Origin of the sequence: Pseudarthrobacter sp. B907 (assembly GCF_040137805.1) — a bacterium.
In the GTDB taxonomy this organism is placed as follows: Bacteria; Actinomycetota; Actinomycetes; order Actinomycetales; family Micrococcaceae; genus Arthrobacter.
On sequence record NZ_JBEEQE010000014.1, the window covers coordinates 75,378 to 99,163 of the forward strand.

Annotated in this window: 23 protein-coding genes, 1 tRNA gene and 1 riboswitch; of the genes, 10 read left to right on the plus strand and 14 right to left on the minus strand. The window is 66.8% G+C overall.

Annotated features, from left to right (window positions below):
* Positions 1-153: 153 nt before the first annotated feature.
* Positions 154-1,026, minus strand: coding sequence for a winged helix-turn-helix domain-containing protein (locus ABLI39_RS12780; RefSeq protein ID WP_349413796.1), 873 nt, complete (start codon positions 1,024-1,026; stop codon positions 154-156).
* 606 nt (positions 1,027-1,632) lie between these two features.
* Between ABLI39_RS12780 and ABLI39_RS12785 the strand changes: the two genes are divergently transcribed.
* From ABLI39_RS12785 to ABLI39_RS12795, 3 genes are all read left to right on the plus strand, one after another.
* Positions 1,633-2,373, plus strand: coding sequence for a response regulator transcription factor (locus tag ABLI39_RS12785; RefSeq protein WP_349413797.1), 741 nt, complete (start codon positions 1,633-1,635; stop codon positions 2,371-2,373).
* A gap of 3 nt (positions 2,374-2,376) precedes the next feature.
* Complete coding sequence (locus ABLI39_RS12790; RefSeq protein ID WP_349413798.1) at positions 2,377-3,972, plus strand: sensor histidine kinase; 1,596 nt, start codon at positions 2,377-2,379, stop codon at positions 3,970-3,972.
* A 107-nt stretch (positions 3,973-4,079) separates the two neighbouring features.
* Positions 4,080-4,269, plus strand: a riboswitch (cyclic di-AMP (ydaO/yuaA leader).
* Positions 4,268-4,996 (plus strand): aggregation-promoting factor C-terminal-like domain-containing protein, encoded by a 729-nt coding sequence (locus ABLI39_RS12795; RefSeq protein ID WP_349413799.1) that lies wholly within the window; start codon positions 4,268-4,270, stop codon positions 4,994-4,996. (Overlaps the previous riboswitch by 2 nt.)
* A 117-nt stretch (positions 4,997-5,113) precedes the next feature.
* On the opposite strand, the gene ABLI39_RS12800 is transcribed toward ABLI39_RS12795, so the two are convergent.
* From ABLI39_RS12800 to ABLI39_RS12810, 3 genes are read right to left on the minus strand one after another with little or no spacing between them, the layout of a single operon-like run.
* Positions 5,114-5,491 (minus strand): glyoxalase superfamily protein, encoded by a 378-nt coding sequence (locus ABLI39_RS12800; RefSeq protein ID WP_349413800.1) that lies wholly within the window; start codon positions 5,489-5,491, stop codon positions 5,114-5,116.
* A 54-nt stretch (positions 5,492-5,545) separates the two neighbouring features.
* Positions 5,546-6,181, minus strand: coding sequence for a uracil phosphoribosyltransferase (upp, locus tag ABLI39_RS12805; protein ID WP_091255877.1), 636 nt, complete (start codon positions 6,179-6,181; stop codon positions 5,546-5,548).
* 12 nt (positions 6,182-6,193) lie between these two features.
* Entirely contained in the window at positions 6,194-7,009 is an 816-nt protein-coding gene (locus ABLI39_RS12810) for a phosphatase PAP2 family protein (protein WP_349413827.1), read from the minus strand.
* 98 nt (positions 7,010-7,107) lie between these two features.
* On the opposite strand from ABLI39_RS12810, the gene ABLI39_RS12815 reads away from it, so the two are divergent.
* Positions 7,108-7,611, plus strand: a complete 504-nt coding sequence (locus ABLI39_RS12815) for a nucleoside deaminase (RefSeq protein ID WP_349413801.1) — start codon at positions 7,108-7,110, stop codon at positions 7,609-7,611.
* Between the two features lie 2 nt (positions 7,612-7,613).
* Here ABLI39_RS12815 and ABLI39_RS12820 read toward each other — a convergent pair whose 3' ends face one another.
* From ABLI39_RS12820 to ABLI39_RS12835, 4 genes are read right to left on the minus strand one after another with little or no spacing between them, the layout of a single operon-like run.
* On the minus strand, positions 7,614-8,855 hold the full coding sequence (locus tag ABLI39_RS12820; protein WP_349413802.1) for a DNA glycosylase AlkZ-like family protein: 1,242 nt from the start codon (positions 8,853-8,855) through the stop codon (positions 7,614-7,616).
* Positions 8,856-8,859: 4 nt separating this feature from the next.
* Positions 8,860-10,014 (minus strand): glycosyltransferase, encoded by a 1,155-nt coding sequence (locus tag ABLI39_RS12825; protein WP_349413803.1) that lies wholly within the window; start codon positions 10,012-10,014, stop codon positions 8,860-8,862.
* Positions 10,015-10,020: 6 nt separating this feature from the next.
* Complete coding sequence (locus ABLI39_RS12830) at positions 10,021-10,419, minus strand: 6-pyruvoyl trahydropterin synthase family protein (RefSeq protein ID WP_349413804.1); 399 nt, start codon at positions 10,417-10,419, stop codon at positions 10,021-10,023.
* Between the two features lie 3 nt (positions 10,420-10,422).
* Entirely contained in the window at positions 10,423-11,451 is a 1,029-nt protein-coding gene (locus ABLI39_RS12835; RefSeq protein WP_349413806.1) for a zinc-dependent alcohol dehydrogenase, read from the minus strand.
* Positions 11,452-11,577: 126 nt separating this feature from the next.
* On the opposite strand from ABLI39_RS12835, the gene ABLI39_RS12840 reads away from it, so the two are divergent.
* Positions 11,578-11,667 (plus strand) — tRNA-Ser (locus ABLI39_RS12840).
* An 89-nt stretch (positions 11,668-11,756) separates the two neighbouring features.
* Here ABLI39_RS12840 and ABLI39_RS12845 read toward each other — a convergent pair.
* Positions 11,757-12,272 carry a hypothetical protein gene (locus tag ABLI39_RS12845; RefSeq protein ID WP_349413807.1) on the minus strand — a complete coding sequence of 172 codons (516 nt, stop codon included), beginning with the start codon at positions 12,270-12,272 and terminating at the stop codon, positions 11,757-11,759.
* A 242-nt stretch (positions 12,273-12,514) separates the two neighbouring features.
* Between ABLI39_RS12845 and ABLI39_RS12850 the strand changes: the two genes are divergently transcribed.
* Positions 12,515-12,673, plus strand: coding sequence for a three-helix bundle dimerization domain-containing protein (locus ABLI39_RS12850; RefSeq protein ID WP_349413808.1), 159 nt, complete (start codon positions 12,515-12,517; stop codon positions 12,671-12,673).
* An 88-nt stretch (positions 12,674-12,761) separates the two neighbouring features.
* Here ABLI39_RS12850 and ABLI39_RS12855 read toward each other — a convergent pair whose 3' ends face one another.
* The gene (locus tag ABLI39_RS12855) at positions 12,762-14,603 is read right to left on the minus strand and encodes a pyruvate kinase (protein WP_349413809.1); all 1,842 of its coding nucleotides are present in this window, start codon (positions 14,601-14,603) and stop codon (positions 12,762-12,764) included.
* 130 nt (positions 14,604-14,733) lie between these two features.
* Positions 14,734-16,260, minus strand: a complete 1,527-nt coding sequence (locus ABLI39_RS12860; protein ID WP_349413810.1) for a CYTH and CHAD domain-containing protein — start codon at positions 16,258-16,260, stop codon at positions 14,734-14,736.
* Between the two features lie 446 nt (positions 16,261-16,706).
* On the opposite strand from ABLI39_RS12860, the gene ABLI39_RS12865 reads away from it, so the two are divergent.
* A complete protein-coding gene (locus ABLI39_RS12865) occupies positions 16,707-18,491 on the plus strand; it encodes a putative bifunctional diguanylate cyclase/phosphodiesterase (RefSeq protein ID WP_349413811.1) in 1,785 nt (594 codons plus the stop codon).
* Between the two features lie 220 nt (positions 18,492-18,711).
* Here the strand turns inward: ABLI39_RS12865 and ABLI39_RS12870 are convergent, their stop codons facing one another.
* Entirely contained in the window at positions 18,712-19,188 is a 477-nt protein-coding gene (locus ABLI39_RS12870) for a DUF4188 domain-containing protein (RefSeq protein WP_349413812.1), read from the minus strand.
* A 71-nt stretch (positions 19,189-19,259) separates the two neighbouring features.
* On the opposite strand from ABLI39_RS12870, the gene ABLI39_RS12875 reads away from it, so the two are divergent.
* Entirely contained in the window at positions 19,260-19,901 is a 642-nt protein-coding gene (locus ABLI39_RS12875; protein WP_349413813.1) for a MerR family transcriptional regulator, read from the plus strand.
* A gap of 35 nt (positions 19,902-19,936) precedes the next feature.
* Here ABLI39_RS12875 and ABLI39_RS12880 read toward each other — a convergent pair whose 3' ends face one another.
* Both ABLI39_RS12880 and ABLI39_RS12885 read right to left on the minus strand, forming a co-directional pair.
* The gene (locus ABLI39_RS12880) at positions 19,937-20,302 is read right to left on the minus strand and encodes a hypothetical protein (RefSeq protein ID WP_349413814.1); all 366 of its coding nucleotides are present in this window, start codon (positions 20,300-20,302) and stop codon (positions 19,937-19,939) included.
* Positions 20,303-20,559: 257 nt separating this feature from the next.
* Entirely contained in the window at positions 20,560-21,777 is a 1,218-nt protein-coding gene (locus ABLI39_RS12885) for a TIGR03364 family FAD-dependent oxidoreductase (RefSeq protein ID WP_349413815.1), read from the minus strand.
* 215 nt (positions 21,778-21,992) lie between these two features.
* Between ABLI39_RS12885 and ABLI39_RS12890 the strand changes: the two genes are divergently transcribed.
* On the plus strand, positions 21,993-22,685 hold the full coding sequence (locus ABLI39_RS12890) for a phosphonatase-like hydrolase (protein WP_349413816.1): 693 nt from the start codon (positions 21,993-21,995) through the stop codon (positions 22,683-22,685).
* 147 nt (positions 22,686-22,832) lie between these two features.
* A complete protein-coding gene (locus ABLI39_RS12895) occupies positions 22,833-23,786 on the plus strand; it encodes a phosphate/phosphite/phosphonate ABC transporter substrate-binding protein (RefSeq protein ID WP_349413817.1) in 954 nt (317 codons plus the stop codon).

The window sequence follows — 23,786 nt, forward strand, 5'->3', positions numbered from 1 at the left end:
GCGCCGTTATTGCGTGAGCGCCGCCGTCGGATCCCTGACCGAGCCCTGCGAGGGTAGGGGACGGCGGCGCGAGCGCAGGCGCCGAGGGATCGTGCCGCGAAAGCGAAAGCGCCCGCCCCCACCAGGGACAGGCGCTTCGCAAATAGGCTAAGGCTAGATGGAGTACTCCGGAGCGGCCCAGACTACGACTTCGGGGTGCTCGTAGAACCGGTATCCCTGGCCGCGCACGGTCCGCACGGTGTTGGCCAGGCGTCCGAGCTTCGAACGCAGGCGGCGGATGTGGACGTCGATGGTCCGCTCGTTGGGAACCTCTTCGGCATTGCGCCACAGGCCCTCGAGCAGCTCATCGCGGCCCACGGTGCGGGTGCCGTTCTCCACGAGGTAGTTGAGGAGCTCGAATTCCTTGAACGTCAGGTTCAGCGATTCGCCGTCGAGCGCCACTTCACGGCGGGCGAGGTCGATCAGCACACCGGACGGGCGCGGATCCTGCGGCTGCTGGAGCCGGGCGTTCTCGGCGCGCTGGCGGGCGCCGGCGGTCGGATCGCCGAAGGTGGAGCGGACGACGTCGAGCGCGGACCCCGGGGCGGATGCCGGGGCGACGGCGACGGCGGCGTAGCTTTCGGCGCCGGCGACCAGCGACTGGGCGTAGGCGCGGATTTCCTGCGCCAGCTTGGCAATGGAGGTCCCGGCAGCCGCGGCGGTTTCCTCATCGATGCCCATGTAAAGGACAAAGCCGCGGGCCACATTGTCGTTGGGCACGGGGCGGACCGGGCTGCCGTTGCCGGGGGCGATCACCGGAGTCGGCGCGGTGGCCGGGGCCAGCTCGGCGGCGGGGACGGCGCGCAGCTGTCCGTACGAGTTGGGATTGTAGCCCTGGGCGGCGTAACCGGGGGCGGGGAAGCTGTTGCCTGCTCCCGCGGGGCCGTAGCTCGGGCGGCCGCCAAAGCCCTGGCGAAGGCCGGATGCCTGGCCGGCCTTGTTGGCGTTACGGACGGAGATGTGGACGTATCCGGATGCAACTGACATGGAATGCTTACCTCAATGTGAATGGCCGTCATCGCGGCTCGAATGCTTAAGTTCCCCGCAATGAGAACTGGGGAGGGGCGCCCGACGCTGGGCTGGGAGCGAATGCCTAGAAACGTTCTGGGGTGGAGAAGTTAGGCGTGCATTCGACAACAGCGCATCTCGGTACCAGCTGGTGCGCTGATCCAGGAAGCTGCGGCTGCAGGTGCTGTTGAGTTCTTGTTCACATTTGAAGTGTGCAACGTAACAATAAGAACTAGCAAGTAACAATGGACCCCAAAGTCCGCATTGTGAGACAAAACGGGAGTTTGTAGCGCAAGTCACAATTCTGGCGAGTCAAGGAAGTGTGCTTTATTATTGCCGAACGAACGGTCGGTTCCCGGGTTCTGTCGAAGATTATTCGCCACGTCACCTCGTCGGCCGGAAATCGTTCACGGTAAGGCGCGGCAGCAAAATCAGGGGCCCTGGACGCCCGCAACTTTCCCGTCCGCGGGCCGGACAAGGGCCAAATCCGGCGGACCGACTGGTCCAGCTCGCTAAGCTGTGATTCACAGCTGGCGCACAGGATCCCCAAAGCCATCCCCTACTGCCGGATTGGAGAGTTGTCGCATGGCCACCTCGCACTCCATGACCAACAACCTGCCCCACCTCACGCACCCGGACGGCTCCCCCATCCGCGCCCTGGTAGTGGATGACGAACCCAGCCTCTCGGAGCTCATGAGCATGGGGCTGAGGATGGCCGGCTGGTCCGTGGCGGTGGCGGCGGACGGTCCGACGGCGGTGAAACTCGCCAAAGAGTTCCGCCCGGACGTGCTTGTCCTGGACGTAATGCTCCCCGGCTTCGACGGCGTCGAACTGCTGGGCCGGATCCGGGCCTTCGCGCCGGAGGTCCCCGCGTTGTTCCTGACCGCCAAGGACGCCGTCCAGGACCGGATCACCGGCCTGGCAGCGGGCGGCGACGACTACGTGACCAAGCCGTTCAGCATGGAAGAGGTCCTGCTGCGGCTGCACCGGCTGGTCCAGCGCTCCGGCGTCGCGGCCATGGACACCGCCGAGCTCGTGGTCGGGGACCTCGTCCTGAACGTGGACACCCGGGAAGTGACCCGCGCCGGGGAGGAACTTCATCTGACCGCCACCCAGTTCGAACTGCTGCGCTACCTAATGGAAAACCCCAAACGCGTGGTCAGCAAGGCGCAGATCCTGGACCGCGTTTGGGACTACGATTTCGGCGGCCAGGCCAACATCGTGGAGCTCTACATCTCCTACCTCCGCAAAAAGGTCGACGCGGTCCACCCGCCGATGATCCACACCGTGCGCGGCGCCGGGTATGTCCTGAAACCGGCGGACTAGTCCGTGGCAACTCCCGCCCGAGACTCCGGCACCGGCCGGGACTGGCGCAGCCCGTCCACTTGGCACCTGCGCACACGACTGGTCCTGCTCGCCATGGCCCTGCTCGTTGCGATCTGCGGCGCCGTCGGGCTGGTCAGCTACGCCTCGATGGATCTGTTCCTGACGAAACAGCTGGACTCCCAGCTGGACCAGGCCTCCGAACGGGCGCGGGAGTTCGGCCGTCCCGGCCCCGGCAACGGCGAGGGGCGCCGGGATCCGCTGGAAGCACGCGGCCAGGCGGTGGGCACCCTCAACGCCCGGATCCTCGGAGACGCCGTCACCAGCGCCGGCTTCCTCGCCGACGACGCCACCCGGAAGGCGCTCTCCGCCGACGACGCCGGCGTCCTGCTGGCGCTCACCCCCGGCGCACTCCCCGTTGACCGGACCCTGTCCAGCGGCGCCTACCGGCTGGTCGCGGCGCAGACACCGTACGGCGATGTGATCGTTACCGGCCTGCCCCTGAAGGACAAACAGAACACGCTGGCTTCACTGGTCTGGACGATGGTCCTGGTCTCCGCCGGCGGGCTGGTGGTGATCGGGCTGGCCGGAACGGCGCTGATCCGGCGGACCATGAAACCGCTGGAGCACCTGTCCGAGGTGGCCACCAAGGTCTCCCGCCTCCCGCTCGACGCCGGCGAGGTTGCCCTGGCGGTGCGGGTGCCGGAGGCGGCCGCCAATCCCGGCACGGAGGTGGGCAGCGTGGGCTATGCCCTGAACCAGATGCTGGACAACGTTTCCAGCGCGCTGGAGGCGCGGCAGCAGAGCGAGATGAAGGTGCGGCAGTTCGTTGCCGACGCGTCCCACGAGCTGCGGACCCCGCTGACGGCCATCCGCGGCTACACGGAGCTGATGCGTATGACCGAGCACTTCACCCCGGACGGCCAGAAATCCCTCGCCCGCGTGCAGAGCCAGTCGGAACGGATGACCACCCTCGTGGAAGACCTGCTCCTGCTTGCCCGCCTCGACGAGGGCCAGCCGCTGAAGTTCAGCGACGTGGACCTCTCGCAGCTCGCGATCGAGACGGTCAGCGACGAGAAGGTCATGGCCCCGGACCGCCTCTGGCAGCTGGAGCTCGCCGAGGAGCCCGTGGTGGTGCGGGGTGACGCCGCCCAGCTGCACCAGGTGCTCGCGAACCTGCTCTCCAACGCGCGCAAGCACACCAAACCCGGCACCACCGTGACCACGGGGGTGAAGTGCGCCGACGACGGCAGCGCGGTCGTCACGGTGACGGACAACGGCACCGGAATTGCCCCTGAATTCGTGGACCGGGTGTTCCGCCGCTTTGCCCGGGCGGACGCGTCCCGCCGGAACCCTGTCACGGCCGCGGCACCCGTCGTCGCAGTTCCGGCGCCGGAACCGGCCCCGGCGAGGGTGCGCGGCGGAGCCGCCGCCCCCTTGACCTCCCCTGTTCCGGCCGCGACGGCGGAGGGCACCAGCGGCCTGGGGCTGTCCATTGTGCAGGCCATCGTCGAAGCCCACGGCGGCACCGTCGCTGTCACGTCCCGGCCCGGCCGCACGCAGTTCACCGTCCGCCTCCCCGCGCCATCTGCGGCGGGATAGTAGGAGCAAGCAACCACGCCGCCAACTATGGCCGCCGTTACCTAAATGTGACTTTCGCGGGAAAGTCCGGTATCGTTCTAGAGTGCGGCCATCGACCTGGCCGCATATCCGGTTTGACGCCAAACTCTGCCGCTTCCCGGATTCCGATGGATTAGGCAGAGGCGGGGGACCCAGAGTTCCCGGGCATTCTCCATCCATGCACCCTTGGGGTTAAGCCGCCACGTTGAGATTCCGTGCGGCCGGATTTTTTGCATCCGAACCCGACAGCTAACTCCGTAGGCGTTGAGAGGCAAACATGACTGAATTCAAGGTACCCATGCGCCCAGAAGGCGCTAAACAGACAGCTGAAGCCGACGTCGCGCGCCACCGCGCCGAGCCGGCCAAGCGCACGGCCCTGTCCCGGATTGGCTCCGGCCCCGGCACCAAGGGCAAGCGCGCCGCCGTGGTAGCCACCGCCCTCGCGGTCCTGCTGGGCGCAGGCGCCGCGGGCCAGGCTTCCAACACCTCGGCCCACACGGAGGCCGCGTCCAAGGACGCGTCGTTGCAGAAGCTGGAGTTCGAACAGGTCGGCAGCAACTCCCCGGCCTCCCCCTCCACCGGCACCGTGGACGCCAAGGCCTCCGAGGTCAAGCCGGCCGAGGCCCCGGCACCCCCGGCCCCGCCCGCGCCGGCCGCTCCCGCTCCCGCCGCGGTCCCGGTGCAGCCGGTCGCCATCGACGATCCCGCCGGCGCGCAGGCCTATGCCGCCGCGCAGCTGCCCGCCCATGGCTGGGCCGCCAGCGAAATGCAGTGCCTGCAGAAGCTGTGGACCAAGGAGTCCGACTGGAAGACCACCGCCACGAACCCCAGCAGCGGCGCCTACGGCGTGGTCCAGTCCCTGCCTGCCGAGAAGATGGCAAGCGCCGGCGCGGACTACCGCACCAACTACCGGACCCAGATCAACTGGGGCCTGAAGTACGTGCAGGACCGCTACGGCTCGCCGTGCGGCGCCCTGAACTTCCACTACGCGAACAACTGGTACTAAGAAAGCCGCCACCCGGGCCCCGGCGGAAAGCGAGGCCCCGGATTCAATGAATCCGGGGCCTCGCGTGCGCCTGCCCCCGCGGCGGCCGGGCCGCCTGGCAGCGGCCGCCCTGGCGGGTTACGCGTTCGGCCGGTCGGGGAGGTACTGCACCCCCCATTTGTTGCCGTCGGGATCCGCGAAGTAGACAAAGTGCCCCCAGTCCTGGACATCGATGTCGCTGACGTCCACACCGTTGTCCTTGAGCTGCTTATGGGCGGCCTCGATGTCATTGACCACCAGCTGGAGGCCCGGGGCGGTGCCGGGCGGGGCATCGTTGAGACCCTCGCCGATCGCAATCGAGCAGCCGGAGCCCGGCGGGGTCAGCTGGACGAAGCGGATGCCTTCTGAGGGGCGCTCGTCGTAGTCGGCGTTGAAGCCCACCTGGTTGACGTAGAAATCCTTGGCCCGGTCCACGTCGGACACCGGGACAAACACGAGTTCAAGTTTCCAGTCCATGGGCACAGGCTAGTCCCGGGCGCTGTCCGCCGGAACCCTTGACCGGCCGCGGAGCTAGCCTGCGATGCCGTAGAGGCGGTCGCCGGCGTCGCCCAGGCCGGGGACAATGTAGGACTTCTCGTTGAGCTTCTCGTCGATCGAGGCCAGCACAATCGTCACGTTGGCCTCCGAGAGTTCCTCTTCCAGCTTGGCCAGGCCCTCCGGGGCGGCCAGCAGGCAGATGCACGTGACGTCCGAGGCGCCGCGTTTGAACAGGAACTTGATGGCTTCACGCAGGGTGCCGCCGGTGGCCAGCATGGGGTCCAGGACGAAGATCTGGCGGTCCGTCAGGTCCTCGGGGAGGCGCTCGGCGTAGGTGATGATGTCCAGGGTCTCTTCGTCCCGGGCCATGCCCAGGAAGCCGACCTCGGCCGTGGGGACCAGTTTGGTCATGCCCTCGAGCATGCCGAGACCGGCGCGCAGGATCGGGACCACCAGCGGGGTGGGCTTGGTGAACGCCGTGCCGATCGTGGTGCTGACCGGCGTCTCGATGGTCACGGGTTCGGTGCGGACGTCGCGGGTTGCCTCGTAGGCAAGGAGCGTGACGAGCTCCTCAGTGAGCTGGCGGAAGACCGGGGACGGGGTGTTCTTGTCCCGCAGAACGGTGAGCTTATGGGCGACCAGCGGGTGGTCCACAACGAGAGTGCGCATGGGTCAAAACTATCACCCGGACGTGGAGGACCGTCCCGCCGGGCCGGGGGTATCGGCGTCGCCCGTTCCGCCGCGAAGGCTGCTCTCTGGGGCGGGGTCGCGCAGGTGGGCCTCGTTGTCGAATGTCGGTGCGGGGCCGGTGTGTTCCCGGTGCCTCAGCACATGGAAGAGCCGGTGGGCCAGAATCACGATCCCCACCCAGCCCAGCCCGATCACCCAGCCGATGATCACGTCGGTCATCCAGTGGTGGCCCAGGTAGACCCGGCTCATGCCCATGGCGAAGATGAAGATCGCACCGGCTGTGATGAAGCCGACCCTGGCGAGCGTGCGTCTCACCTGCAGGCAGGCGAGGTAGACCACCAGCCCGATCACCACGGTGGTGTTCAGGGTGTGGCCGCTGGGGAACGACGGCGAGGTCTCGTAGGGCGGCACCGCGTCGACGTGGTCCGGACGCGTCCGGCCGATCAGTTTCTTGCCGAGCGACGTGGCGGTGACCGACACGGCGGCGGCGCCTCCGATCAGGATCAGCGGCCGCCAGGTCCGGGAGACCCAGATCAGCCACGCCGTCAGGATGCTGGCCAGGATCGGCATGCCGATGCCGCCGCCGATGTTGGTGAAGCCGGTGACGAAGGAGTCCAGGCCCGGACTGCGCAGCTGCTCCATGTAGGAGAGCATCGGCTTGTCCAGGTTGGCCAGGCCCGCGTCGTCCACGACGTTGTCATAGACCTCCGCGCTGGTGAGCGCCAGGGCGACAATGACGATGCCGCCGATCAGCATCGTGATCCACAGCGCGGCGTACGGCACCACCCACTTGCCCCAGCGCCGCATCAGCCAGCTTTCAGTCCTGGTGCTCACTGCTGTCTCCCGACTTCCCGGTGCACTTTGATGGTGCACAGCCTGCTTAGGATCGAAACTACCATTGACCCATGACTACTCCCGAGCCCCGGCATGCGGAATGGATGGGCCTGGCCCTCGCCGAAGCGCGCCGGGCGCTGGCCACCGCGGACGTGCCGATCGGCGCCGTCGTGATCGGCCCGGACGGGTCGGTGCTCGGCACTGGACGCAACGAGCGGGAAGCGCTCGGGGATCCGACGGCGCACGCCGAAATGGTGGCCATCCGCGAGGCAGCGGCCCGGCTGCGCGCCCGCCGCGCCCTGCAAGGCCTGGGCGACGACGGCTGGCGGCTGGAGGACTGCACCCTGGTGGTGACGCTGGAGCCGTGCGCCATGTGCGCCGGCGCCGTGGTGCTGGCCCGGATTCCGCGGGTGGTTTTCGGTGCCTGGGATGAGAAGGCCGGGGCCGCCGGCTCCGTGTTCGACATCCTGCGCGAACGTCGGCTCAACCACTGGGTGGAGGTGTACGGCGGCGTCCGGGAGCAGGAGTGCGGTGCGCTGCTGCGGGACTTCTTCGCCGGCCACCGTGGCGCCTGAGGCTACCGCTCCGCGGTAGCCGTGGTGGAGGCCCGCAGCGCGTCGATCCGTTTCTGCCGGGACGACGGCGAATCCAGGCTGAAGGCCCGGAAGTCGCCCAGGTCCTCCTTGATCCAAGCCTCCACCTCGGCGATCCGCCGGGCCACAGCCGGTGTGGTCGCACCGAACACCCAGGCGGCGAGCCGTTCCTGGCCGGGGTCGTACTGCCACAGCCCGATGATCCGGCCGCGGTCAAGGATGGGATGGTCCGGCAGGTCTGCCTGCAGCGCGAGCCGGCCCAGCGCTTGTTTGTCCCGGTCCTGCTCGGCCAGCAACTCCGCCGCGTTCCGGCGCAGCAGCACCAGCGAATCGGTCCCGGCGAGCAGCTGGATTTGTTCTTCGGCAGGTTCCTCGAAGGCGGCGAGGCGTTCGACGTCGTCGGGCAGCATCCAGAGCGGGTCCCCGCCGACGGCGGTGGCGACCTCGACGGCGCCGAGGGCGGCGAGCGCGGCTTTGCTCTGCGCGACGGTGAAGCCGGTGAACCACTGCGACTGCTTGAACGTGGCCCCTCCCGTCCAGCCGAGATAGCGCCGGATCAGTTCGGCACGGATCTCCTCGTCGCTGAGATCGCTGGGTGCCAGGTTCCAGGGTTCATAGGCGTAGCGCTGCTGGTCGAGCCGGCCGGCGGCGGGGACACGGCGGATCCGCCCGTCCGCCTGCAGGATGCCGAGCGCGGTGGGCAGCGTGGTGGCAGCGCCCTTCTTCTTGCCCTCCTCGCCGAGGCTGCGCACCGAATCGCCGAGTTCGTCCTTAAGCTGCCGCGGGTCCAGCGGGACGCCCGCTTCTGCCAGGACGTGCAGCACCTGCTCCTCGAGCAGCGCGATCTCGCCGCGGTCCACCCCGAGCCGGCCCACCACCTTGAAGGTTGCTTCGGCCGGATCCCGTCCCAGCCGCAGTGCCCAGGCGAAGTCGTCCCGGCCGAGCACATAGGTGCAGCCGCGCGCCGTCGGGAGTTCCAGGATCCGGTGGGCCTGGACGTCGGCGTCCACCTGCGCGCGCCGGATGCCGGCCCGGGCGAAGAGCGTGAGGTACGGGTTGGCGCCGCCCACGGACCGCGCCCAGCCGGCCCGGGCGAGGACCTGTTCGGCCGTGCACCCGGCCAGCGAGCCGTCCAGGCCCTGCCGGTGCCACGACCAGGCGCGGAGCCGCCCGGGGGTGAGGCTCGCGGCGGGTGGCAGCTGCACGGTCATCGGCTCGGTGGTCATGGGGTCATTCTCCACCAGGAGTTGCCGTTTTGGGCCGTGGCATCGACAACTGCTGCCGGCCGGCGGGGTGGGGCTGGGGCTCAATTCCGAGGATCGCCAGGACGGCCCGCGCCGTGGCGTCCCAGCCGGGGAGGTGCTCCCGGGCGGCCAGTGCGGCGTCCCGCCACTGCGCGCGGAGGGCAGGTTCGGTGAGCCAGCGGCGGAGCACGGCGGCCAGCGGGGCCGGGTCTTCGGCGAGCGCGACGGCGGTGCCCGGCAGTGCGGTGGTGCCGGCGGCGCTTTCGGCGACGGCGCTCCCCGCGGGCGCCGCAGGGGTTCCTGCGGCGAGCGCCTCGACGGCGCCGGTGCCCTGCCGCACGATCACGGGAATGCCCCGGGCCAGGGATTCGGTGACCACCAGCCCGTAGGTTTCGGCCCGTGAGATCAGCAGGCTGAGGTTGGCGGCGGCCCATTCGGCGTCCAGTGCGGCTCCGCGCAGCTCCCCCGGCAACCGGACGCGCCCCGCCAGGCCCAGTGCCACCGTTTCCCGCCGGAGCAGGGCGGCGTAGGCCGGGTCCGCCGTGTCCGAGCCGGCAAAGGACGCCGTCCAGGGCAGATCCGTGAGCCCTGACAGGGCGTGCAGCAGGAGCAACTGGTCCTTGTTGGGCAGCAGCGCGGCGACCGCGAGCAGGTGCGGCGGCTCGGAGCCGGCGGCCGGCGGGGCGGGCGCCGTGCCCGGCAGCGCCACCCTGAGCCCGCCGACCCCGTGCCGCCCGTGCCGCCGGCGCAGGTCCGCCGCCGCCGAGCCGCTGGTGCAGATCACCCCGGCGGCGGCCTGCAGGGCGCGGCGCTCCAGCTCCCGGTGGGTGCCGAGCGGCATGTGCAGCAGGATCCAGGCCGGCATCCCCGCCGCGGCCGCCGCTTCCAGCTCATCCGGCGCCCCGCAGGCCACCAGGCCGTCCACAAGGGTGACCCTGCCGCCGTCGGCGTCGGTGAGCAACCGGCCGAACCGCCGCCGGTCGGCCGGGCTGCCCAGGGGCCAGTCGCCGCCGGCCTCGCAGGCCTCCGCCGCCACGCCGAGGGCCGCGACGGCGCGCAGCAGTGCGGAGTTGTAGGCGTTGCCGCCGGAGTTGTGGCGCACGTTGCCTGGCAGCACCAGGCGGAGGGCGGCCGGTTCCACGGGCTGCTAGCCGGCGTCGAACTCGAGCGAGTAGCTGGCCCAGGCGTCCGGGGTTTCGCGCAGCGTGACGTCGAGGCCTGCGAGCGCCTGCCCGTCGGTGCCGACGCGGATCTTGGCGGCGACGGCGTCGGCGATGTACTGGGCCAGGGCCTCGGTGGTGCTGAGTTTGCCGGCGAAGTCCGGGTGCTCGTCCAGGTTTTTGTAGTTCAGGTCCGCGAGAACGGCGTCCAGCACGTCGCCGGCTTCGCCGATGTCCAGCACGATCGAATCCCCGTTCAGCGTCCGACGCCGGAAGGTCACCTCCGTGACGAAGGTGGCTCCGTGCAGTCCCTGGGCGGGGCCGAAGGCCGGGCGCGGCAGGCTGTGGGCGATCATGAAATTGCGGCGGACGGTCAGGCTGAACACGGTTTACCTCGTGGTTTCTGTTGCGGGGGCATCGTCGGCGGGGTATTCGATGACGTGGCAGAGCGCGTGGAGACTGCTGTCGGAGAGGCGCTGGACGACGTCGGGCAGCGCGCTGAAGGCGGACGTGCCGGTGAGGAAGGTGTCGAAGACCGGGTCGGCCAGCAGCGAGACGGCCAGCTCGAGCCGGTCCGCGGTGGTGCGGCGGTGCCGGCGGGCGCGGGCCACGACGCCCACCTGGCTGGCGCGGATGGAGAGCCTCCGGGCGTGGAAGTCCTCCCCCAGCGGCAGGGTGATCCGGCGGTCCGCGTACCAGGACATCTCGATGATCTCGCCCTCGTCGCCCACCAGTTGCAGGGCGCGTTCGAGACCGGCCTGCGAGGCGGAGCAATGGATCACGATGTCGCAGTCCGGCAGTGCGTCGTCGGGGTGGCAGAAGTCGACGCCGAGGGTATCGGCGAAGGCGCGCTTGGCGGGGTCGACGTCGATCAGTTGCAGCCTGCCCAGCGGGAAGGACCTGAGGAGTTTGGCCACCATGCCGCCGACGAGCCCCGCACCAATGACGGCAACCCGGTCGCCGAGACGCGGCCCGGCTTCCCAGAGTGCGTTGACCGCGGTTTCCACGGTGCCGGTGAGCACCGCGCGGCGGGCCGGGACGTTCTCCGGGACGACGGTGAGTGATTCGACCGGGACGACGTAGCGGTCCTGGTGCGGGTGCAGGCAGAAGACGGTCTTGCCCACCCAGTCCGCGGGGCCGTCCTCGACGACGCCGACGGAGAGGTAGCCGAACTTCACCGGCGACGGGAAGTGGCCTTCCTGGTGGGGGGCGGCCATTTCCTCCGCGATGCATTCGGGCACGCGGGCGTGGTGCACCACCATCTCGGTGCCCTTGCTGATGCCGGAGTAGAGCGCGCACACGAGTGCCTCTCCGTGACCGGGCGCCGGCAGTTCCTCGCGCCGGAGTTCGCCCTGCTCCGGGCCGACGGTCCAGTAGGCGGTTGAGGTTGCCTGGTTGGGGCTGGTCGAGGTGCTCATCTTGCTTACGAATCTAGTGCCGCTGGCGGGCCGGGGGAAGCTTAGGCGCCGTGGGGCGGGGCCCGGGGGGCGCTTCCGCCGGCCGTTTTGGGGTTGGGCGCCTTGCTCCGGTACCCTAGTAAGGTTGGTGACGTGTCCGAGCGGCCGAAGGTGCAACACTCGAAATGTTGTTTGGTGTAAAAGCCAACGTGGGTTCAAATCCCACCGTCACCGCCAGTGAAAACCCCCGGGAAACCGGGGGTTTTCTGCATTCTGCCGAGCTTTCGCTCATCGCCGGTGGTTGCAAGTGGTGGCAGCCGGAGCCGTCATCTTGAGCGCGGGCGGGGAAAGCTGAGCTCCACGGGAGCCGCCATGAGAATATCGTCCCGGGCGATGCCTAGAACCGTGGGCTGGATCCCTGCTGCCGGCCAAGCAACAGCCAAAGCAACCTCTGCAGGTACCGGATCGGGCACTCTGACCCAGTAGGAGATGTCCCATCGGCCCATGCCACCGCCGCCGGATTGGACTTCGACCGGAACCCGCACAGCTTCATCACCCGGGCTTTCCGCGCCTTTAAGGAGGACTTCAACGACGAAACCTCCGGGAACAGGCTCCGGACGCGGAACTTTTTGTGCGCCTGGACCATTCAACGGCAGATCAGGAGCGCTGAAGATCTGAAGCGTGAAGTAGAGCGCCCCGGGAAGGGCCTGCATGGCCCTGAGAGCTATCACCGCGTTTTCCCCCTCGGCGAGGGTGACGTCATAACCCGCTAAGGGTGCCGAGAGCACCATGCGCGGGAAGGCTGCGGACGAGCCGCCAGGGTCCTCTGTTGGGGGATTCATGGAAAGCTCCGAACCTGGTCAGTAGAAACTTCTCGTGTCATGCAGCGGCATGCGCCGCGACTTCGCCCGGCAGGCTTCGCTGTGTCCACTAGGAGTACACAGAGCTGCAACCAGACTCTGGCAAAGAGTAACTGAAGGGGATCCTGCCGGGGCGCCGGATGGACGCAGCCCGAGTCGCGATTATGACGACAGGTTCGCGGGGTTGGTTGACGCCGGTTCAGCCCCCGGGCCAAACTGGCGTCGTGAGCGAAGCGGAGAAAGAAGTCATTATCCGTGCAGTCATCGATCGCCTGTCGGCCCGTTTTCCGGAGGCGCCCCGGCCGCACATCGCCGGCATCGTCGGTGAGGAGTACGAATCCTTGGCGGACGGCCGAATCAGGAGCTACATCCACCCTGATTGAGAATGGCGCCAGAAATCGGCTCCATCGGGAATTCACCGCCGAGCCCTCCGAGCACCTCTTCTAATCCCCTCAGCGGCTCCTTTGTGCGCTAGCGGGGATAGTGGTCCCAGGCCCGGAGGCGGCGGAGAAGGCTGCGTTTCTTCTGCGTGTGGTCTTTCATGCGGCCCAGGATGCCAGCGAGCATGGTGATGGCCTCGTTGATAAACGGTCCCTTGTTGAGCATCACGCATTCGGCGCGCTGGGCCATCGCGGCGTCGGTGACTTCGGCCCGGGACGGCTGACCGGTGCGGGCCAGGGTGTCCAGCACCTGGGTCGCCCAGATCACCGGTATGTGGGCGGCTTCGCAGAGCCAGAGAATTTCCTCCTGGACCTCTGCGAGCCGTTCGAATCCTGCCTCCACGGCGAGGTCGCCGCGGGCGATCATGACGCCGACGTCGGCCCACTTCATCAATTCCAGGAGGATTTCCGGCAGCGCTTCAAACGCGGCCACCGTCCCGATCTTGAGCATGATGTCCAGGTTCCGGTCCGCTTCCGCGTCCAGGTGTCTCAGCAGGTCCCGGACGTCGGCGTCGCTGCGGACAAAGGACATGCTGACGATGTCGGCCAGTTCCTTGACGTGTTCGAGATCGGCTAGGTCCTGCTCCGTCAGCGCCGGGACTGTGAGGCGCGTGTCGGGAAGATTGATTCCCTTTTCAGCCCGGAGCCGGGAGCCCCGTGGAGCCGCGGAGACAATCTTCGCTGTCAGTTCGCCGTCCCTGACGTCGGTGATCACCCCGCCAATTTTTCCGTCGTCAAGCCAGATCCTTTCCCCGGGATTCGCATTCACGAAGACGCCCGGGAGGGTACAGCCTATTTGGTGAAGTCCTTCGGTGTGGCTGTCGGCGGGAGTCAGGTCACTGCTGAGGATGACCGTGTCACCCCGGTGGATCATGAGGCACTGCTCAAGTGCGGGCAGATCGCCGACAATGGTGGACGGCCACTCTTCGCGGCGGGCCTTCCTTTCGGCCGACGGGTCGGGAACTGCGTGGAGCCTGGTTCCGGGGATGAAGTAGCTGGTGTCGTGGAGGACTGCCAGGCACCCGTCCGGCCCGGCCTGTTCCTCCACGACGAGCGTGCGGCCTGCTCCTCTGGCATCGTCGAAGACTATCTTTTGGCCTTCGCGCAGGGCCGCCGCCCAGTTCTCATCCAGCACGGGAATCACCGGAACCGCCGGACTCGCCCCCGTCTGCTTTCCAAGCCATACGTGGGCTGGCGCCGTCACCGCGCCGGTATCGTTCCGGACCGGCTTGACGCGCAAGACACAGGGGCCCGGGCGGACCGGTCCGGTCCGAAGCTTAGGCCCGGCTAGATCCATCGAGACCAGGCATCGCCCGCCCGTGGATTCTTCCGCGGCATGGATGTTGGCGACCATTTGCCGCCATAGCTCCGGGTTGTCGTGGGCGCAGTTGATGCGGGCCAGGTCCATACCCCGTTCCATCATGCCCAGGACGATGTCCGGGTCCGAGGCGGCTTCGCTGGGCAGCGTGACCATAATCCTCGTGCCGCGGTCCTCCGGTTCCGGCCCCAGGAGGTTTACGGCGTTTCGGGCGAGCAGCCCTTCACCGTCGAAGGGATCCGTCGCTGCGTGCGGCAGGTCAGTCGGGGCCACCAGCCGCGCCAAAGTCCTCGCGAGCGTGCCGACGCCATTCAGGACAGCCGATTCGGTGCGCCCCAATGAGGAGAGTCCGTGCTTCGCCAGCGCTGATTGGAGGTCCCGAATGTCATGCCTGCGCAGCTCCGCGTAGTGAATGAGGTTCCTCGCGCTGTCGCGGTGGCGGGGAAGTACCGCCGCAATCCTTTCACTCTGCCATCTTTCGGCGTGCCTGAGGTTTCGTTGCAGCCGGGATACATCCTCCAGCAATGCGCGGAGTTCCTGGATCTCAGAGTCCATCACGATGATCCTTTCCGGCCACGGCGGCGGCATGGCCAGTGGGGTAAGACACAAGTCTCTGACTGTTCTTCCGGGTGGGATTAGCTGTTCGGGATGTCCGGCTTGTGAATCCGAAACGAGGAGCCGGGGACTATGTCCAGCGGAGCCGCCCGGGCGGGGATGTGCGCCACACTTGGTGGAACCGGGAACGGGCTTCGGCGCCGCGCTGTTGTTCCAGCGCATGGAGTCGGCCAAAGGTGAAACCGTCTCCCCCGCTGGCCTCCGCTGGGGGCGTTGCGGCAAGGGACCGCAGCTTCTCCCGGACGAGGACGCTGTCCTGGTGTTCGCCCAGAATGGTCTGGATTCTTTCGGCGGCGCGGGCAATCTTGACGGCCTGCTTCCCAAAGATCGGGACAGCAGCTTCTGCCGCGTAACGGAGGCGTTTCGCGCTCTTGCGGACTTCGTGGAGCGCTGCGTCGGAGGTCTCGGCGTCGAAGGAACCGCGGAGGCTCTTCGCCTCCCCTTTGAGACGCCGTCGTTCTGCGTTGACGAGCCGGCCGATCCTCGCCTGGGCCTTCTTTTGCGCCGCTCCGGCCAGCGGAGGGGACGTGAGGAAGCCGTCGAGCGCATCCAGGAGCCGGAAGTACCGGTCGCTGTCCAGAGCCGCCAGGCCTTCGGCGAGGGCGGCCTCGTAGGCGCCGGCGAGCGTGTCCTCCAGGTGTTGTTTCGCGTGGCCCGTGACGAGATCCGAAGGTTCGGCGTCGAGCTGCTCATTGAGGTGAGCGCGCATGACTTCCAGGTCCCGGGCCTCCCCTACCGTGCCGGCGAGCCATTGAAGTTCTTCCCGCAGAAGCTGTGCAGTTCCCTTGTTTGTCAGGTTGCGGAAACTGGCAAGCACCGATCGCATCCGGCGGGCCGCCACGCGGAGCTGGTGCACGGCGTCGGGGGCTGCTCGCCGGACCCCGACGTCGTGCTTCTTGAGCGCCTCGACCTGCTCGTGCAGGTAGGCGAGCAGCACCGCCGAGGCCGGGCCCTTGCGACCCGGGCTAGGTACTGGAGGACCGTCCGCCGGGTAGCGGGCGCCCAGGGCGCGGGCCAGTTTTGAGGGCAGTTGCGCGGGCCGATGGCCCAGCACGGCCAACACCGTCTCCGTGGTGTCCAACAGCTTCCGCCTCCCGTCGACCAGTTCCATCTCCCATTCCCGCCATGCCGCAGCCTCGACCGGCTCCAGGAGGATCGTCGATTCCACCCGGTCATCGCTGAATTGAGCCAGAACCGTGCCGTCAGCGGAGAGCAGGGATATCGGCGTGCGGCGGGTCTTCACGTGGGCGATGGGAGCCAGTTCCAGGTTTCGGGTGTGGACCAGCACCAGAGACCTCAATCGCCGGGGCACCGTGTCCGTATCCTCGTTCAGGGGTTCCGTGATCTCAAGCCGCTCGTCTGCGGCCACCGGCAGTTTCAGATGCCAGCCGGCGTCCTTGCCCCCGGTGCGGCGGCGCAGGGTAATGCGCCGTGCCGCGAGGGCCAGGGTTGCCGTGTCGAAATAGACCGCGTCGAGTTTCTGATCTCCGGTGCTTTGAACGCTGTCCACCCCTGGAATCAACGTAAAAATCGGCAGCTCATCTGATTCGCCGACATCGAATTTTCGTTCAACTTCGGCTTTTTCGGTCCCGGCCATGTCTCATGGTAGGCCCGCAAGGATTTCCCCGGGCCGTGTCCAAAGGCCCTTGAAACATGAGCCGATTCAGAGCGCATTCTCCAGCTTTAGGGGCCGGCCATCAGCGATGCACACGGCAAGACACGCATCGAATCGACCGTCTGCAGGGCGCGGCGGCAATGCCGGAGGAATTAGTGCTTGCCTGAGGCAATAATTCACGCCAGACTGACTAGCACGCAAGAGGACCACGCGGGCGCCACTTTGGGGGCTGCACAGCATAGAATCCAAGGCCCTGTGCTGTGCGGCTGGCGTGCCCCTACCTGGGCCACGACAGCGTCCACGACTTCGAGCCGGATAACGTTCGGTCAGTGCGGCGGGCCCGGACAACCGCGCGCTGAACGAGATATGGCTCTCGCTCTTAGTCTTGTGTTCAGGTGATGTTCGCCTGACTCCTGTATGAATGGCCGGTGAGCACTGATCCCGGTAGTCCCGGCCGGGCGCCGCGCCCGTCATTTCGGATCTTGACCGACCTCGGATCCCCCGCATTGGTCGTGCCCGGGGATAAGCCCTCAACTGAGATCGAGGCGTTATTCCGTGCCGACCGCGGGCTGCGGGCCGTCGTGGTCGATGTGGACGGCACGCTCTCGTTGCTCACCCGCGGTCAGGTCGATGACCGCATGACGGGGCGGCTGGGTTACGGCAGGGCACTGAACGCCCGGGTCAAGGCCGCCGAGTTGCTGCCACCGAACCGCTTCGCGTTCGAGCCTCTCTTGGATCTTCGGGCCGCCGCGGCCGCGCTTCTGGGCCGGCCCGAGGAGGCCCAGTATGAGGACCTGCTGGTCCTGTCGGCAGCCGGTCCTCGGATTGTGCCGGTGTCGGAGGTTTTCGAGGGCCTGTCAGAGCTCTTCCAGCAGGACGCCCATCATGATCCTCTGACCGGACTCCCGAACCGTAGGCTTCTGGACGAACACGGGCCAACCCTGATCGACACCCCGGGGTCGTCGTCGACAGCCGTCCTCTACGTGGATCTCGATGACTTCAAGATCATTAACGACACATTCGGGCACCGCACCGGCGATGCGGCATTGGCCTCCTTTGCGGCCAGGCTCCAGGCGTGCACCCGCCCGGGGGACCTGAGCGTCCGGCTGGGCGGCGACGAATTCGCCGTTCTACTGGTCGACGTCGACGAGGCCACCGCTCGTTCGATCGCGGCCAGGTTCCTGGAAGCACTCAAAGAACCCTTTGAGCACGATGGACACGAGCTCCACCTTTCGGCGACCCTGGGCCTGGCCATGGCCGGTGACATCGAGGGCGGCAGCCCGGCGGCGCGACTGGAGTACCTGCTCCGTCACGCCGACACGGCCATGCTGCAGGCCAAGCATGAGGGCAAGCGGCGGGTTGGCCGGATCGATCCCTGCCGTCCCCCCACCCGGTTCGCTCGCCAGGCGTTGATCCGCAGACGCCTCCCCCATGCCCTCGCCGCGTCGGGGTTCACGCTTCATTACCAGCCGCTGATGGACATCGGCGACGGGACCTGCGGAGCCGTCGAGGCGCTGCTGCGCTGGGAAGACGCCGAACTCGGCCGCGTTTCCCCCGACGAGTTCATCCACGTGGCAGAACACACCGGCGAGATCCATGCCATTGGCCGTTGGGTCATTGATCAGGCTTGCGCCCAGGCCCGTCGATGGGCCGATGCCGGTACGCCCAGGGCGATTTCCGCGAACATTTCTCCGGTCCAATTGGGGACCGGCACACTCGTCCCGGACGTCCTCTCGGCGCTGCAACGGCACGGCCTGCCGGCATCACTGCTGAATATTGAGATCACCGAAACCGCCGCCGTCGCTGACTTCCGGTCCGCCGCCAAACAGCTGCAGGAGCTGATCGACGCCGGCATCGGCGTCGCCCTCGATGACTACGGGACAGCGTATTCATCCCTGGCCATGCTGCGCGACCTTCCTCTGACCGGGCTCAAACTCGACAAATCCTTCATCGACACCATTGACTCCGACCCCACCTCAGCCATCCTCGTCTCCGGCGTCATCGCCCCGGCCAGAGCATTGGGACTGACGACCACGGCCGAAGGCGTCGAACGACAAACCCAACTCGAAGTCCTGAAAGAGCTGGGCTGCGACACCGCCCAGGGGTACCTCATTTCGCGCCCCCTCCCCGCGGACCAGCTCGACACCGTGCTGCGGGCACGGCAACCAGACGCGGCGCCCCGGCCCACCCCGCTGCCGAGCGTTCCAGGCTAGCCACCCCGCCGCCGCGAACGACGTTGATGCCAAAACACGCCGGCGGGCGCGCCCAGGAAAGATGAACGGCTGGTGAATTAGCCGACCGGTGCGTGACATGAGAAGGTCAGCATGCTTATGGTTGGCGTGTGCCAACGGGTGGAGCGAACGCCGCTCCGCGTGCAGGAGGGTCCTTGGGGGACCCTCTTCGCGCATCTGGCCCCTTCTCGATCGGGCCGAGTCAGCGCGGACCCGACAGCCGCTCCCTCGCTTGATGGCTTCCGGGGCCGACGGGTACCAACTCGGTTGCCTGCGCCAGCCCCAGGGTCGGCGTGGATACGTACATGCTCTCGGCGCGACTGACCTGGAAAGTTTCATGCCAGATGCCGACAGCCTTAGGGGCCTTTCGCGCGCGGCGGTTAAAGGCGGTCCAGGCGGGCCGGTGTCCCGAATCGGACGCGCTGGCGTAGGCATACAGCTTGTCCACCGAGTCCCAGTACTGCACAATGGCCGGCCCGCCCGGACCGACGGCAAACCTGAAGCCTAAAAGCCCGGAACCCGGCTCGCGCGAGAGCTCGGCCAGCATTCGGGGCATCGCAAGGAAGACCGGGAGCCAGAGATCCGGGCGCCAAGGCTTATTGATGCGCATACCGATGAGGAAGACCACCAATTCACCGTGATAGCGGTGCGTGAAACGTCCTGCGTTGATGCGTGCCATACTCGTCTCCTAACTGGATACCATCACTCCCCAATATTGGTGAGTAGCACTATCTAAGTCAAGGAGAATCTTTGCGCATCTCACAGCTGGCCGCCGCCACAGACATTCCCGTAGCCACCATCAAGTACTACCTTCGCGAGAACCTGCTGCACGAGGGCGTGCTTACGTCCGCGACGCAGGCGCGGTACGACGACTCGCATGTCCGCCGCCTAAAGCTCATCCGCGCCCTGATTGGGACCGCCGGCCTCAGCGTCAGCGCCGCCCGAGCGGTACTGCACGGGATTGAGAACCCCCCGGATTCCCGCCACGAGTTGCTTGGAATCGCCCACCAGGCGGCCACCCGGCCCGCAGCGGACGACGTCGAGATCGCGGGTGCGCAGAGTCTCCTGGCGCGTTGGGGATGGGGCGCTGAGGCATGCGACCGCAGCACCCAGGCTGCACTAGTGCAAGCCCTGCAGGGGCTCTCCGACGCGGGCTTCAACCCGCCGGAAGCACTCCTGGACCGTTACGCCGCAGCAATGCGGGACATCGCGGAAGCCGACGTCGAAGGCGTTCCGACGGATTCGCCCGAGGCCACGATGCAATACGTAGTCCTCGGGACTCTGCTGATGGAACCAGTCCTCCTGGCCATGCGCCGGCTTGCACAGCAATCCGCGTCTTTCCGGCGCTTTGGTGGTTCCGGGACCCCGGAGTCCGCTGGACCGGCGTCATAGAGCCAGGAATCGGGCGACGCAGCCAGACGACCCCGTCAGAGCGCGTAGCGCCGGGACCGTCCGGGGATCATGTCCTTGACCAGGGCGATCCTGCCGGTGACCGTCACCACGAACCATTGGCCGGAGGAATGATCATGGCCAGCGAACCGGTCGGGTTCGGTCTGGATCAGTTCGATCGTGGCGTTGTCCCCGGCATGGAACAGGTTCCACCGGCCCGCAGTCCGGCTGCCCGCAAGATAGCCGCGGGTCTGGAAATCGTAGATGTGGACGCGGTCCGCGGACACTTCGCCGCTCATCAGGACGAATCGCCCGGTCTCTGCGTCGCGGATCAGCCGGGCGCTGGAGAAGGTGCAGAGACGTCCGGCAACGTATGCTACCGCCCGCTCACGGTCTTCTATCATCAGAGCCCCCAATCTGCTCGGCAGGGCCGCCACGGCTTGGCCGCCGCCCGCCAGGTTTCCCGGCCCCCGCTGCCGTCATGCTTACCGGTTTTTGCAGTCTCCGGCCCATCCCTGTGAACTGCGCCAACGCCGCCCGAACACCGCACAACAACTCGGTGAAACTTCGGCACTCTTCCCTGAGGGGACCCGCTCAGGCCGGTGCAACAGGACGAACCCGGCCCGGCACTACAAGGGATCGAACGCCGGCAACTCGCACCTCAGCAGAAGTGGGCGAGGTTTCGTTGCGCGAGTCCGAACGACAGCGTCATTCCCACTCCCGAGGTCACCGATACAACTGTGACGCCCGGAAGGACGTCACAGACAAGGATCGGCGCTACATCGGAGGAGGCGTAAACACCCTGCCATCGCTCGACGATGTCCAGCGGCTGGCCAATGACGGCCTCAATTTCCGCGTTGATCGTTTCGGTCACGGACTCAGACAAGAACGGCCCCGGAGCGGAGCCGTAGTGGTGGGAGTCCCCGAGAATCAAGCCTCCGTCGGGACGCTGGGTGAACATCACGTTGGCGCCGATCTCCAGCAGCTCGGGACGGGTCCGTTCCACTTCAGCGCGAAGCGCGGCGGCGGCGGGCAGCTCCGTGAATGCGGGGTAGCGAAGCATGGATGTGGCCGTGAGCACTGCCGGGGCGATCTGAACGCCGGCCGGCCCGGCCGCGAGTGACATCTGCAGGCTGCAGCGCTGGATCTGGTGGTCGGCGGCTACGTCCGGGAAGAGATAGTCGACATCGTGGCCCACGCAGACAAAGACCTGCCGGGCACTGAATTCACCACGCGATGTGCTGACGGTTGCTGCGCCGGCTGCGTCTTGACCAAAGCCCAGCGCCGCCGTGTTCCAGAAGAGTTGGACGCCAGGCTGCGCACCGAGCCACGCAGCCAGCCGGTCCACCGTGGTGCGGGGGTCGACGCGCAAGTCATCACGCAGGAAGGCACCGCCAAGCAAACCCGGCCACGCGCCGACGCCGTATCTGCCCCCGGCGGAGGCCGCTGAAGATGCGGAACCCAAACGTGCGCGAGTCTCGGCGGCCGTTAGCAACTCCACCTGGCCCGGGCCGCGTAACGCGGAGAGTTCCCGCAGGACCGCCAGTTCAGATTCGGTGCGGGCGAGCACAACAGCCCCGGATTCGATGGCTGAGAATCCGGCTCGAGCGGCGTATTCCAGCCAGTGCTTTCGTGAGACCTGGGCAAGGTCGTAGAGTTCGCCGGATTGCGCAGTGATGCAGCAGTGGCCGAAGTTGCGGACTGAGGCACCGACAGCCCGGTGGTCGCGTTCAAGAAGGACGACTGTGAGCCCATTGGCCAGCGCGAGGGCAGCGTGGGCAAGCCCAATGATGCCTGCTCCTACGATCACGACATCGACGACACGTGAAGGTCCAGTGGAACTCGATGCAGGGACAGGGCGAGGGCGGGAGACGTTCACCACTCGACAATCGTCCCTGGAGGCATTGGTATCAAGTCAGCCTGGCAGAGAAACGAGGAAATTCACGCGAACGCAACCCGGCGTTTGAAGTGTCTGGTGGTTGCCCGGTGCAAAGTCATTTAGCAGTCCCAAACGAGTTGCTGAAAATTGTTTGGTTCGATTTTGAATTTGAACAATCTACGTCAGATCCGATCAGTGTCTAAATAGGAGGAATCGTGATCAAGCTAGTAGCCCTGGACATGGCGGGAACCACCGTGGACGAGCATGGGGATGTATATGTTGCACTGGCACGCTGCGTCGAGGAAACCGGTGCGGTGACCACACCGGAGGATATCCAGCAATGGATGGGGGCGGATAAGGCGGAGGCCATCTCCGCGCTGATCCTCCGAGGCGGTGGCCGCCCCAGCCCTGAGATCGTGGCAGCGGCATTCGCCCGCTTCAAAATACTTCTGGGGAGTGCCTATGACTCTCGTCCACCAGCGCCGCTGGACGGTGTCGAAGAAGCGTTTGGGGAACTGCGCAGCATGGGTGTCAAGGTGGCCCTGACCACCGGTTTTTCCGGCGACGTTGCGTGGCCGCTCTTGGCCAGGCTCGGTTGGCGCCTGGCGTCCGACGGCGGAATGCTGGACGCCGTCGTCTGCTCAGATCAGGTGAGAGCCGGACGCCCAGCCCCTTACATGATCCACCGGGCCATGGAACTGACGGAAACCCGCGACGTCCGATCGGTGGTGGCCGCCGGGGACACCATTGCGGACCTTGCGGCGGCCCACAATGCCGGTGTCACCGCCGTCGGTGTGCTCACGGGCAAACTGGGCCGCCAGGCCCTGGAACAACGGCCCCACCACTACATTCTGGATGGTGTGAAGGATCTTCCGGCCCTGCTGGCCCGGATGGATTCACGCACGTAGTCCCAAGGTTCACGTGCCGTTCACCGCAACGCCGCCGTTCCTCGAGAGTTCTTAACCACCGCTTCGTATGATCAGCCGGTCAATCGGGGGTATCGAGTGCTCCGCAGCCCTCCCAGACAACTCCGCATCCGAATTGAAAGGCACCCTGTGAATTTCCTGCGTTCCTCCAGCCGCGCCATCCAGGCCGCAGCACTGATCACGGCAGCGACCCTCGCTTTGACCGCATGCGGCACAGCTGGAGCCTCCGGCCCCGCCGCTGAAACTGGCACTTTTGCCAAGGATTCCAACACTCTTGTCATCGGCTTGGTCCCGGACGAAAGTTCCGCGACGTCAAGCCAGCAGCCCATCGCCGACTACGTCGGTAAGATTTCGGGCAAGAAAGTCGAAGTCAAGCAGTCATCGAATTATGCTGCGCTCATCGAGGCCGCCATTGCCGGCCAGGTTGATGTCGTGTCATTTTCCGGCTTCACCTATCTCCAGGCAAAGGCCAAGGGCGCAAAATTCACCCCGGTAGGTGCCAGCGTTGACGCAAGCACCCATGAGCCTGGCTATTACTCTGACGCCATCGTCCCCGCAGGATCCGCCGTTACCGATCTGGCAGGATTCAAGGGAAAGAAGGTTTGCTTCGTCAATGAAAACTCCACCTCGGGCTACCTCTTCCCGCAGTACATGCTGAACAAGGCCGGCGTCACCGGCGGCGCCTACACTCCGGTGATGGCCGGCAAGCACGACGTCTCGGCCCAGAAGGTCGCCAAGGGCACGGAGTGCGAAGTGGGCTTCGCCCAGGACATCACGGTCACTACCTCCGGCCCCGCTGCCGGGCTGTTCAAGGCTTCCGACCTGAAAGTCGTGCACCGTGAGTTCGTCCCGGGTCCGCCTTTCGCCGTCGCGGACGGACTGCCCGCAGACCTCAAGAAGCTCCTGACCGACAAGATGTCGACGGTCACCACCGCTGACATCAAGGCTGCCGGGATCACCACTACGGAGGCTTTTGAAAAGTTCTTCGGCGAGGGCAACAAGCCGGTCGACGACAAGTACTACGACAACCTACGGGACCTGTGCAAGAGGCTCCCGGACGTCAAGACCTGTGCCGGCATCTAG